11 protein-coding genes are annotated in these 11,703 nt (G+C 73.7%); 3 read left to right on the top strand and 8 right to left on the bottom strand.

Going from position 1 to position 11,703, the window contains the following annotated elements:
• Window positions 1-39: 39 nt before the first annotated feature.
• Window positions 40-933: a cytochrome b5 domain-containing protein gene (locus tag FSY66_RS12585; RefSeq protein WP_186304494.1), complete on the bottom strand. Its 894-nt coding sequence runs from the start codon at window positions 931-933 to the stop codon at window positions 40-42.
• Between the two features lie 167 nt (window positions 934-1,100).
• On the opposite strand from FSY66_RS12585, the gene FSY66_RS07380 reads away from it, so the two are divergent.
• The gene (locus tag FSY66_RS07380; RefSeq protein WP_144793001.1) at window positions 1,101-2,234 is read left to right on the top strand and encodes an alanine racemase; all 1,134 of its coding nucleotides are present in this window, start codon (window positions 1,101-1,103) and stop codon (window positions 2,232-2,234) included.
• A 37-nt stretch (window positions 2,235-2,271) separates the two neighbouring features.
• Here FSY66_RS07380 and FSY66_RS07375 read toward each other — a convergent pair whose 3' ends face one another.
• From FSY66_RS07375 to hutU, 6 genes are all read right to left on the bottom strand, one after another.
• A complete protein-coding gene (locus tag FSY66_RS07375; RefSeq protein ID WP_144792999.1) occupies window positions 2,272-3,516 on the bottom strand; it encodes an acyl-CoA dehydrogenase family protein in 1,245 nt (414 codons plus the stop codon).
• Window positions 3,517-3,590: 74 nt separating this feature from the next.
• The gene (locus FSY66_RS07370) at window positions 3,591-4,430 is read right to left on the bottom strand and encodes a TetR/AcrR family transcriptional regulator (protein WP_144792997.1); all 840 of its coding nucleotides are present in this window, start codon (window positions 4,428-4,430) and stop codon (window positions 3,591-3,593) included.
• Window positions 4,431-4,471: 41 nt separating this feature from the next.
• Window positions 4,472-5,176: a class I SAM-dependent methyltransferase gene (locus FSY66_RS07365; RefSeq protein ID WP_144792994.1), complete on the bottom strand. Its 705-nt coding sequence runs from the start codon at window positions 5,174-5,176 to the stop codon at window positions 4,472-4,474.
• A 10-nt stretch (window positions 5,177-5,186) separates the two neighbouring features.
• Window positions 5,187-5,633, bottom strand: a complete 447-nt coding sequence (locus FSY66_RS07360) for a VOC family protein (protein ID WP_144792992.1) — start codon at window positions 5,631-5,633, stop codon at window positions 5,187-5,189.
• A gap of 213 nt (window positions 5,634-5,846) precedes the next feature.
• Window positions 5,847-7,130, bottom strand: coding sequence for an imidazolonepropionase (gene hutI, locus FSY66_RS07355; RefSeq protein WP_144792990.1), 1,284 nt, complete (start codon window positions 7,128-7,130; stop codon window positions 5,847-5,849).
• Window positions 7,127-8,857 (bottom strand): urocanate hydratase, encoded by a 1,731-nt coding sequence (gene hutU, locus FSY66_RS07350; RefSeq protein ID WP_144792988.1) that lies wholly within the window; start codon window positions 8,855-8,857, stop codon window positions 7,127-7,129. The genes hutI and hutU overlap by 4 nt, the downstream gene beginning before the upstream one ends.
• A 200-nt stretch (window positions 8,858-9,057) precedes the next feature.
• Between hutU and hutG the strand changes: the two genes are divergently transcribed.
• Together hutG and FSY66_RS07340 are read left to right on the top strand one after the other, a co-directional pair.
• Window positions 9,058-10,020, top strand: a complete 963-nt coding sequence (hutG, locus tag FSY66_RS07345; protein ID WP_144792986.1) for a formimidoylglutamase — start codon at window positions 9,058-9,060, stop codon at window positions 10,018-10,020.
• A 63-nt stretch (window positions 10,021-10,083) separates the two neighbouring features.
• The gene (locus tag FSY66_RS07340; RefSeq protein ID WP_144792984.1) at window positions 10,084-10,674 is read left to right on the top strand and encodes a hypothetical protein; all 591 of its coding nucleotides are present in this window, start codon (window positions 10,084-10,086) and stop codon (window positions 10,672-10,674) included.
• A 36-nt stretch (window positions 10,675-10,710) separates the two neighbouring features.
• Here the strand turns inward: FSY66_RS07340 and FSY66_RS07335 are convergent, their stop codons facing one another.
• On the bottom strand, window positions 10,711-11,565 hold the full coding sequence (locus FSY66_RS07335; RefSeq protein WP_144792981.1) for an arylamine N-acetyltransferase family protein: 855 nt from the start codon (window positions 11,563-11,565) through the stop codon (window positions 10,711-10,713).
• Window positions 11,566-11,703: the final 138 nt, after the last annotated feature.

The raw sequence follows: 11,703 nt of genomic DNA, 5'->3' as shown, positions 1-11,703 counted from the left end.
GGACCACGGGAAGCTCAGCGCCGAGCGCTGCGCGCGGGATCAGGCGGCGAGCTCGCCCAGGCGGAACTCGGAGAGCTGCTCGGCCACCCGGTCGTTGCCCTCGTGCATCTCGGTGAAGGCCTCGGTGCCGTCGGTCCCGCACAGCGACTCGATCGGGCCCTCGCCGCCGGGGTGCCGGCCGACCCAGTCGGTCAGGTCGTAGACGCCGCCGTCGATCGCAGCCCAGCACGACTCGGGGCTGTCGTGCCCGGCGACCTCGTCCATGGTGTAGCTCGCGGTCTCCGTCTCAGCCCCCGAAGCGTCCTGCTCGGAGCTCGTGCCCGCCGGATCGCCCGTGGCCACGGCCCCGGACCATGCCGCCTGCGAACCGGTGTGCCCGGTCTGCACGGCGAAGATCAGCACGGCCGCGCCGGCCAGGGCGCTCACGATCCCCAGGATCATCGGGAGGACGCCGGATCCCGAACGGCCCTCCGCACGGGTGCTGCCGCCGTCGGCGGTCTCCGCCTCGCGCACGCGGGACGACGCGTCGGCGCCGCGGCCCGGCACTCCGCCACCGCCCCGCGCTCCGCCGGCGGCGGCCGAGCGATCGGCCGCGAGCCTGCTCACCCACCACGCGAGCGAGGCGATCAGCATCATGATCGAGGCGGCGAGGAGCCGGTGGGCGGCGCTCTCGTGTTGCTCCGGCAGGCCCACCTGCTGAGCGAAGGCGTCGCCGGAGATCAGGGCGAAGACGACTCCGATCAGCCCGAGCGCCGCGCCGAGCACGGACAGGCCCAGGACGCGTCGGCGCACGGCGGGGGCGATCGCCGCGACGATCAGCAGGATCGCCGTGAGCGGGAGGACCACCACCGGCACATGCACCACGAGCGGGTGCAGCGGGAGATCTCCGACGGCGGTGAACGGACTGGCCTGCAGAGGAGTCAGCGGGATCATGCCTCCACCGTAGAGGACTTCGAGTGACATGTCCCGCAAAGAGCGGGACGGGGTCCTGTGAGCCGCCGCAAGGTGCTGACCTGCGCAGATGCTCCACGGATGCCGCCGCCCACGTGCCCCGCGGGACCGCCGGCTCGAGATGCGGGGCCCGGCGCTAGGGTCGGGGCATGACCGAAGCGCACGTGGACTTCCCCGCCCAGCACCTCCCCGACCTGCCTCTGGCCACCCCGGCCGTGGTGGTCGATCGCCGCATCCTGGAGGCCAACATCGTTCGTGTGGCCGCCTCGGCGCAGGCGCGGGGGCTGTCCCTGCGCCCGCACGCCAAGACCCACAAGATGCCCGAGATCGCGCGTCGGCAGATCGCCGCGGGGGCGGTGGGGCTGACCGTGGCCACGATCGGCGAGGCCGAGGTCTTCGCCGGCTCGGGGGTCGAGGACCTGTTCATCGCCTACCCGCTGTGGGTCGACATGCGCAGCGCGGTCCGGCTGCGGATCCTGGCGGAGAAGGTGCGGCTGCGGATCGGCACCGACTCGGTCGAGGCCGTCGAGCAGATCGCCCGCGAGCTCGACGGCGCCCCGATCTCCGTGTCCCTCGAGGTCGACAGCGGCCACCACCGCAGCGGCGCCATGCCCGACGAGGCTCTCGCGATCGCTGCGCGCGCCCGCGATCTCGGCGTCCGCCTCGACGGCGTCTTCACCTTCCCCGGCCACAGCTACGCCCCCGGGCAGGAGACCCCGGTGGCGGAGCAGGAGAGCGAGATCCTGGCCGGCGCCGCCCGTCGACTGAGGGAGGCCGGGCACGAGATCGTGCATCTGAGCGGCGGCTCGACGCCGACCGCGGAGGTCGACGGGCCCACCGCCGCGCAGGAGATCCGCCCCGGCGTCTACGTCTTCGGTGATGCCCAGCAGCTCGAGCTGGGCCGCATCGGCATCGAGGGCGTCTCGCTGTCGGTCGTGTCGACCGTCGTCTCCCGCCATGACCACGACGGCCCCGACGGGGAGCCCCTGCGCAGGATCATCCTGGATGCGGGATCGAAGGTCCTGGGCAGCGACCGCCCGGCCTGGGCCAGCGGCTTCGGGCGCCTGCCGAACCACCCGCGAGCACGCATCACGGCGCTGTCCGAGCACCATGCGACCGTCGTCCTGCCCGCGGAGGAACCGCTGCCGGCCATGGGCGAGCAGGTGCGCGTGATCCCGAACCACGTGTGCCAGACGGTCAACCTGGTGGACTCCGTGACGGTGATCGATGCCGCCGCGGTGCTCGAGACCTGGCACGTGGCCGCCCGCGGCCTCAACCGCTGACGAGACCGCCCGCCCGGCCCCGGGCGGAGAAGGGGACTCAGCCGAAGGCGCTGAAGCCGGTCAGGTCGCGGCCGATCAGCAGCGCCTGCACGGACTCCGTGCCCTCGTAGGTGTGGATCGCCTCGATGTCGGCCAGATGCCGCATCACGCCGTTGTCGATCAGGATCCCGTTGCCGCCCATCAGGTCCCGGGCCTCGGCCGCGATCGCCCGGGCCGTGCGGGTGTTGTGGTACTTGGCCAGCGAGGCCTGCGTGGGCCGCAGCCGCCCGCCGGTCTCGGCGGCGGCCAGCTGAGTGCAGTAGAGCTGCATGGCCGTGAGCATGGACAGCATCCGGGTGAGCCGCTCCTGCACGAGCTGGTGCTCGGCCAGCGGGCGTCCGAACTGGCGACGCTGCCGCGCGTAGGACAGGGCCGCCTCGAAGCAGCCGGTCGCGTGTCCGAGCGCCGACCAGGCCACGCCCGAACGGGTCGCGTACAGCACCCGGGAGGCGTCGCGGAAGCTGCGGGACCCGGGCAGCACGGCATCGGCGGGCAGCTCGACGTCCTCGAGCCGGATGAGCGCCTGGTCGATCGCCCGCAGCGCGCCCTTGCCGGTGATGACCTCGGCGCTGTAGCCGGGAGTCTCCTGCGGGACCAGGAAGCAGCGCACGGAGCCGGCGGCTCCCGACTCATCGGCGGGCACGGAGTCGTCGGTCACCCGCGCCCAGACGAACGTGATACCGCCGGCCGCGCCGTTGCCGATCCACTTCTTCGCCCCGCGAAGCGTCCAGCCCTCGTCCGTGCGGGTCGCCGTGGTCTCCAGTCCCGCCGAATCCGAGCCGTGGTCCGGCTCCGTGAGCGCGAAGGCGCCGAACACCTCGCCGGAGGCCAGCGGCCTCACCCACCGGTTCTGCTGCTCGGGACTGCCGTGCAGGACCAGGCTGCGCAGCGCGAGGCCGCCCTGGACTGCCACGATCGTCCCGAGCGAGCCGTCGATGCGCGAGAGCTCCATGTTCACCAGCCCGGCCCCCAGCGCGGAGCAGGAGCTGAGCTGCGGGTGCTCGAGCCCGTCGACGAACAGATCGGCAGCCCCGAGCGCGGCGACGGCCTCGACCGGGTACTCGTGGGCATCCCAGGCGGCCGCCATCAGGTCGTGCAGACCGGTTCCGACCTCCCGGGCCCTCCGCCACAGCCGGCGATCGGCCTCGGGGATCTCGGCGAAGAGGCTGTAGTAGTCGATGTCCAGGGGGTCGGTCACGGAGTACTCGGGCTCGGCGGCCCCGGGAAGCGCATTCGCAGTCATGCCCCCAGTGTAGCGAGACGCAGTCTCACGCATAGTGCGACGCCGTATCGGTCAGCAGAGCGGCGCAGCCGTGCTCAGCCGAGGGCTTCCCGGACCCGGCGCGCGACGTCCTCGGGATCCGCGCCCGCAGGGAAGGAGGCGACGATCACGGCGGATCCGACCTCGCCGTTCGGGCCGGCGCCCGGGGATGCCGCGCCCGCGTCGCCCCGCTCCGGAGCCTGCGGGACCTCCGGGGCCAGCCGCTCGCGCAGGGCCCCGACGGCCCGCCGCAGCCGATTGCGCGCCTCGCGGACGGCCTGCGTGGCGGAGCCGTCCGAGCCGGACGCCCGCTCCGCCGGCGCCGCCCCCTCGTCCGAGCCTCGGAGCAGTGCCCGCAGCTCATGATTGTGAGCGGCGGTGATGGCCGCGGCGAAGCAGACGGTGCGCAGCGAATCGACCCCCGGCAGAGCGCGGCGCAGAGCTCGGTCGAAGATCTGCTCGTACCGCCGCTCGGTCACGATCTCGCGCTCGCGCAGGGCGGGGGTCTGCCGCACCACTCGGTACCGGCGGCGGGCCATGGGCAGATCGCGCGTGAAGTGATCGAAGACCTCCAGCGAGGCGGCGCCCACGACATCCCAGGCATCCGCGCCGGCGCTGCCCAGCCGATGTTCGATCGAGGCGTCGAGCTCCGCCAGCAGCGGGGGATGATCGGCGAAGATCGCGTCCTCCTTGGTGCCCACCTGCCGGAAGAAGGTGGCCCGGGAGACGCCCATGGCGGCAGCGATCTCGGCGACGGAGGTGGCCTCGAATCCGGGGTCCTCGAAGAGCCCCACGGCGGCGGCCACGACCTCCGAGCCCTCCCGGCGGGAGCGGGGAGAGGGCGCCGGGGCGGCAGGGCGGCTCGTCCCGGTGCCGCGCGGATCGTCAGTGCTCACAGTCCCGGGACGCTACCAGCCGGGCCGACGGGCCGCCGCGCTCACTCGGCGGAGTGCACCGCCCGCAGGACCTCGTCATGGGTGTGGCCCGCGCCGGCCCCGTCGGCGACCCGGCGGGAGCGGCGTTCGCGGGTCGTGACCTCCCAGTGCGAGGACCGGCGCAGTGCGGCCTCGAGGTCGTCGATCGAGAGGTAGGCATCCGGGTCGAAGCCGCGCTCCCGGGCCTCGTCGGGATCGACGTCGGCGTGGGCGACGAACAGCAGCGTGCCGCCCGGGGCCACCGCCCCCAGCAGCGCGATGAGGTTCATGCCCTCGGGCTGCCGGGGCAGCGCAGGGTAGAACGCGGAGACCAGGTCGAAGCCGTCCTCGGGCAGCTCGGTGTCGTCGAGTCCCGAGTGCAGCCACTGCACCTCGGCCCCGGCGGACTCGGCGGCCGCGCGAGCACGCTCGAGGGCGACGCCGGAGACGTCCAGCCCGCTGACCCGCCACCCCTGCTGCGCGAGCCAGACCGCATCGGCGCCCTCGCCGCAGCCGACGTCCAGCGCCGTGCCGGGAGCCATCCCCGAGACCTCGTCGACGAGCGCCTGGTTCGGCTGCCCGCTCCAGCGCCGCTCCGAGGGCGAGTAGATCGCATCCCACGCCTCGGCGGTGCTGCCGCGGCGCAGGGCCTCGAGATCCGCTCCCCCGCCGTGGTCGTGGGCATGGTCGTGGGAGTGGTCCCGGGGGCTGTCCCCTGCAATGCTCATGCGAACGATTCTAGAGTACGCGCTCGGCCGGGTCGTCCTGCGGCACCGAGAAGCTCCACATCACGCCGAAGCGGTCGAAGGTCTGGCCGTAGTGGTCGCCCCACGGGGCCCGCATGATCGGCATGTTCTCGGAGCCGCCGGCCTCCACGAGTCCGGCGCTGAGCTCGCGGGCCCGCTCCAGATCGGTCTCGGTGCACAGCAGGGAGTACGCGGTGTCCCGCAGCGGATAGGCGCCCTGGAGCTCGCCGATGCTGTCCCCGCCGGCGATGTCCCCGCCCTCCAGATGCAGCACGGCGTGGGCCACCGCGTCCGCGGGCGGGTCGAAGGGCAGCCCTTCGAGCTGCATCTGGCCGTAGGTGATGATCTCGAGCTCCCCGCCGAAGACCGCGTGCCAGTGCCGGAAGGCTTCGGCCGCGTTGCCGGGGAGAGTGATGTAGGCGGCGATCGACTGCGTCATGGCGTGCTCCTGGTGCTCCTCGGCGGGCTGACCGCCGCTCGCCGCGACGGCCGGGGCCAGTATGCCCGGCCCGGCCCGGTCCGAGCCGTGCCCGTCCCGCCGGGCAGCCTCACCGCCCCCCCCCCCCCGGACACCTCCTGCGGGCTCGGGGCCCTGTGCTGCGGACGGGACAGGTGCTGCGGGCATGGCGCCTCCCAGGGTCGGCGGCCGGGCTCAGCCCGGGCGCTGCGAGGTGGGGATGATGACGGAGCGAGGGTTCTGGGCAATGAGCCGGCCCTCCCGGTAGACCTCGGCGATCTGCTGGACGCCCGGGCGGTAGGCCAGATGGCGGTACGAGGGCGCATCGAGGACCGCGAAGTCCGCGCGCGCGCCGATGCCCAGGCGGCCGACGTCATCGCGATCGAGCGCGGCGGCACCGCCGGCGGTGGCCGCCCACAGCGCCTGCTCGACGGTGAAGCGCATGTCCCGCACGGCGACCGCCAGGCAGAACGGCAGGCTGCTCGTGAAGCACGACCCCGGGTTGCAGTCGCTGGCGATCGCCAGGCGGACGCCGGCGGCCAGGTAGCGCCGGGCATCCGGATACGGCTGCCGGGTCGAGAACTCCACGCCCGGCAGCAGCGTCACGACGGTCCCGGACTCCGCGAGCGCGGCGAGATCGTCATCCGAGGCGAAGGTCGCGTGATCGGCGCTGGCGCATCCGGTGCGCGCCGCCACCTGGAGGGCCTCGCCCTGCGTCAGCTGATTCGCGTGCAGCCGCGGGCGCATCCCGTGGGCCGCGCCGGCCGCCAGGATCCGCTCGGTCTGCTCCGGGGTGAACGCGCCCTCCTCGCAGAACACGTCGATCCACCGGGCCAGCCCCTCGGCAGCCGGGATGATCTGCTCGATCACCAGATCGACATAGGCCTCGGGGTCCTGCGCGTACTCCGGCGGCACGACGTGCGCGGCCAGCAGCGTCGCCTCGTCCGTGTGGCGGCGGATGATCTGCAGGGTGCGGATCTCGTCGTCGAGGCTGAGGCCGTAGCCGGTCTTGATCTCGAACGTCGTGGTGCCCGAGCGCTGCGCCTGCTCGAGCAGACGCACCAGGTTGGCCTCGAGCCGCTCGTCATCGGCCTCCCGGGTGGCCGCGACCGTCGTGCGGATGCCGCCGGCGGAGTAGGACTGCCCGGCCATCCGGGCCGCGAACTCCTCCGAGCGGTCGCCGTCGAAGACCAGGTGGTTGTGGCTGTCCACGAACCCCGGGATCACGGCCGAGCCGCCCACGGAGACGACCTCCGCGCCCTCGGCCAGCTCCGCCGGGACCTCGGCGGCCGGACCGGCCCAGGCCACGCGGCCGTCGTCGCCGACGGCCAGGGCCGCATCGCGGATCAGTCCCAGCAGCTCGAGCCCGGCCGGGCCCTCCCCCGGACCGCCCACGGGGGCGCCGGTGCGCTCCGGGGCGGCCGAGGGCTCGTTCGTGACGAGCTCGCCGATGTCGGTGATCAGCAGCCGCGCGCTCATGCCTGCTCCGGCCGATCGGCCGCGGCCCGCACGTCGAGGGCCGGGTCCATGGGCACGCGCATGCCGCGCTGCTCGGCGACCTCGTGGGCGCGGTCGTAGCCGGCGTCCACGTGGCGGATGACGCCCATGCCGGGGTCGTTGGTGAGCAGGCGCTGCAGCTTCCGGGCGGCCAGCTCGGAGCCGTCGGCCACGGAGACCTGGCCGGCGTGGATCGAGCGGCCGATGCCCACACCGCCGCCGTGGTGGATCGAGACCCACGTGGCGCCCGAGGAGGTGTTGACCAGGGCGTTGAGCAGCGGCCAGTCGGCCACGGCGTCGGTGCCGTCGAGCATGTCCTCCGTCTCGCGGTAGGGACTGGCCACGGAGCCGGAGTCCAGGTGGTCGCGGCCGATCACGATCGGCGCCGAGACCCTGCCCTCGGCCACGAGCCGGTTGAACAGCAGGCCGGCCTTCTCGCGCTCGCGGTAGCCGAGCCAGCAGATGCGCGCGGGCAGGCCCTCGAACTCGACGTACTCCTGAGCGGCGTCCAGCCAGGTGTGCAGGGACTCGTTCTCCGGGAAGAGCTCCTTGAGCGCCTGGTCGGTCACGCGGATGTCCTCGGGGTCCCCGGACAGGGCGACCCAGCGGAACGGGCCGAGCCCCTCGCAGAACAGCGGGCGGATGTAGGCCGGGACGAAGCCCGGGAACTCGAAGGCCCGCTCGTACCCGGCCTTGCGGGCCTCGTCGCGGATCGAGTTGCCGTAGTCGAAGACCTCGGCGTCGCAGTCTTGGAAGCCGACCATGGCCTCGACGTGCTTGGCCATCGCCTCCTCGGCGCGGCGCGTGAACTTCTCGGCGTCCTCGTCGGCCTCGGCCTGCCAGTCCTCGAGCGAGACGCCGATCGGCAGATAGGACAGCGGGTCGTGCGCGGAGGTCTGATCGGTCACGATGTCGACCTCGGCCGCCTCGGGCCGCTCCAGCAGGACCGGCAGCAGCTCGGCCGCGTTGCCCACCAGGCCGACGGACAGCGCGCGCTTCTCCTCCTTGGCCGCCAGCACGGCCTCGAGCGCGGTGTCCAGATCGGTCTCGACCTGGTCGAGATAGCGCTTGGCCCGCCGGCGCTCCAGGCGGCTCCGATCGACGTCGATGATCAGGCAGGCACCGCCGTTGAGGGTCACGGCCAGGGGCTGCGCGCCGCCCATGCCGCCGCAGCCGGCCGTCACGGTGAGGGTTCCGGCCAGGGTGCCGTCGAAGCGCTTGCGGGCCACGGCCCCGAAGGTCTCGTACGTGCCCTGCAGGATGCCCTGGGTCGCGATGTAGATCCAGGACCCGGCCGTCATCTGCCCGTACATCATCAGGCCCTCGGCCTCGAGGCGGCGGAAGTGCTCCCAGTCCGCCCAGTCGCCCACGAGGTTCGAGTTGGCGATCAGCACCCGCGGGGCCCACTCATGGGTGCGCAGCACGCCCACCGGCTTGCCGGACTGGACCAGCAGCGTCTCGTCGTCCTCGAGGTCGTCCAGGGTGCGCACGATCGCGTCGTAGGCCTCCCAGGAGCGCGCGGCGCGTCCGGTGCCGCCGTAGACCACGAGGTCCTCGGGGCGCTCGGCGACCTCCGGGTCCAGGTTGTTCATGAGCATGCGCTTGGGGGCCTCGGTCTGCCAGGACTTGGCCGTGATCTCGGTGCCGCGCGGGGCGCGGATCACGCGGGAGGGGTCGTGGCGGGTGAAGGACTGGTCCGCAGTGGGCATGCTGGGCTCCTCGATGATCGGGGGCAGAGGTTCCGCCTGTGGTGGCTGTCACTCCAGGGTGGGGCCGCCGCCGGCCGCTCCGACGTGGTGCGCGTCACCTTCTGTCCGGCATCCCAGACAGGATCGACGACGGCCGCCCTGCCGCCGGCGCCGTCCGCCTAGCCTGGGACGGACGACCCGACGACCGCGAGGAGCCTCCCGTGAACAGCCTTCCCACCTGGAGCGGACGCAGCGACGGCCCCGGCGACGAGCACCGGCGCCTCTGGAGCTCGATCATCGGGCCGGCCTCGCCCGACGAGGCCGCGCGCTCGGCGACCGCCGCCGACGCCGACGCCGCGCTGCTCGGCTTCCGCTCCGACGAGGGCGTCTCCCGCAACGCCGGACGGGTCGGGGCCGCCGAGGGCCCGGACGCGCTGCGCGCCGCGCTCGGCGCCCTGGCCCTGCAGCAGCCGCTGTCGCTCTACGACGCCGGCGACGTCATGACCCAGGGAGAGGACCTCGAGGGCGGCCAGGCCGAGGTCGGCCGGCAGCTGGCCGCCCTGCGCCGGGACTGCGGGCTCACGGGCCTGCTCGGCGGCGGCCACGAGTCCGCGTGGGCCAGCTACCTCGGACTGGCCGAGGAGTTCCGCGGCCGTCGTCTCGGCATCCTCAACCTCGACGCCCACTTCGACCTGCGCCAGGCCGACCGCCCGACCTCCGGCACCCCGTTCCGGCAGATCGCCGAGCACCGGGCGGCCGCAGGGGATCCGTTCGACTACCGGGTGATCGGCATCAGCGAGCCCGGCAACACCCGCGCGCTCTTCGACACCGCGCGCGATCTCGGCGTCGGCTGGCTCACCGATGTCGGCTCCCAGCAGGTCGAGCCGGTCGTCGCGCAGGTCCAGGAGTTCGCCGCGCAGGTGGACGGCCTGTACCTCACGATCGACCTCGATGTGCTCCCGGCCTGCGTGGCGCCGGGGGTCAGCGCGCCGGCCGGGCTGGGCGTGCCCGCGCACGTGATCCTGGCCGCCTGCTCGGCCGCGGCGGGATCGGGCCGGCTGCGCCACTTCGACGTGGTCGAGCTGAACCCGTCCTACGACGTCGACTCCCGCACGGCCCGCACGGCGGCCCGGCTCATCCACGAGATCCTCTCCGCGGCGACCGCCGCGGCCGCCCCGCAGTGAGCTCCGTCCCGGCGAGCGCCCGGGTCTGGTGGCGGCTTCGCGGGGGTGCCTAGGGTTGAGCCCATGGACAGCCGGGAGCAGCTCGAGATCCTCGAGGAGGACGGGCTGCTGATCGTCCCCTCGAGCCGCCGGCGCCTGGCGCTGCGCAGCCTGACCGGCGGCGTGCTCGTGATCGCGGGGGCGCTCCTGTGCTCGGCGGCGGCCGCCGGGCTCGAGTCCGCCGCGCAGATCTTCCTGCGGCCCGCCCTGTGGCTCGGGGCCGTGATCCTCGTCCTCGGCGCGGCCGTGCTCCTGCGCACGCGCACGATCCGGCGCTCGGGGCTGCAGCTGATCCTCACCGATGAGAGCCTCGTGCTCGAGCACAGGCCGCGGGGCACATGGACCACCCTGCACCGGCTGCCCTGGGACGAGATCATCTCCTTCGCCCCCGCCCGCGGTCCCGTGCCCTTCGTCGGCGGCTGCGACCACGTGTCGTACACCCTGCGCCCGCGGGCGGCGCGGCGCTTCGACGACCGCTCCGCTCCCCGGAGCAGCGGCTGGGCCGAGCGCGCCACGGCCACCGAGGGCGGACGCGGTGCCATCCCCCGGGTGGTCGGCTCGGATCCGGCCTCCCTGCTCGAGCTGCTGCGCGCCGCGCACCGCCGCTTCGGCTGAGCCCTCCGCGGCTCGCCCCGCCGGTCCTGCGGCCCCTCAGCTCTTCTTCTGCTCGGCCTCCCGCCGACGGCGCAGGCCGATGAGCACGTCCTCCAGAGCAGCCCGCTCCGCCGCGCTCAGGGCCACGCCCAGCTCCGCGGTCGCCTCGACGGCTTCGCGCGGGGAGATCTCCTCGTGCTGCGTCGGACGGCCGTCGGCACGCACGACCCGCGTGGAGTCCGTGATGGAGACGTGCCCGTGCTCCGTCCAGCGGTTGGCCATCAGCATCACGGTGAACGGCCCCGGAGCCAGCCCGCCCGAGGTGATCCGGTCGCCGGTGTGCACGTCCACGGGCCGCACCGGCAGGCGGTCCGTGATGTGCAGGAGCTCGCCGTCGCGCCGCAGGGTCCAGGTCTCTCCCGCCCCCTCGCCGCCGCGGCGCAGCTCGAAGCGCCTCCCGCCCTCGTCGCGCGAGGCCCCGTCCTCGAGCAGGATCGGGCCCCGGACGCTGAAGCCGAAGCCGGGATCCGCGAACCACTCCTGCCCGTCGATGCGCACCGCGAGGGACATGTGGGTCCGGGCGCTGTCCGGCGAGCCCACCCGTCCGAGGTGCCGGGCGACCTCGAAGCCCAGGTCCTCGAGGGCCGCGGCCATGAGCTGGCCGTGGGCGAAGCAGTATCCGCCGCGGCGGCGCTCGATCAGCTGCCGCTGGACGGCCGCCGGCGCTATGCCGGGGTACGTGCCCAGCAGGATGTCCGCGTTCGTGAAGGGCAGCGTCCGCACGTGGGCGTCGTGCAGGGCCTCGAGCAGCTCGAGGCTCGGCCGAGCCCGCCGCACCCCCAGCAGATCCAGGTAGGAGGGGACGTCGATCTCCTCCGTGCGCCACGACGAGCCGGTCAGCGCAGCGGGCATGGTGCTCCTCCTCGACGACGGGTGCGCAGGATCGCCGATGTGCGGGGCTCCTGCTCCGTGGTGCTTCGAGCCTAGGTGTTGTGGGTCATGAGGTTCTTGGCGCGGGTGCGTCGATGAGATGAGGAACGGGCTCCTCGT

The sequence above is a fragment of the Kocuria palustris genome (assembly GCF_007666205.1).
Taxonomy (GTDB): Bacteria; Actinomycetota; Actinomycetes; order Actinomycetales; family Micrococcaceae; genus Kocuria; species Kocuria palustris_A.
This window is presented reverse-complemented; position numbering and strand designations above follow the sequence as displayed.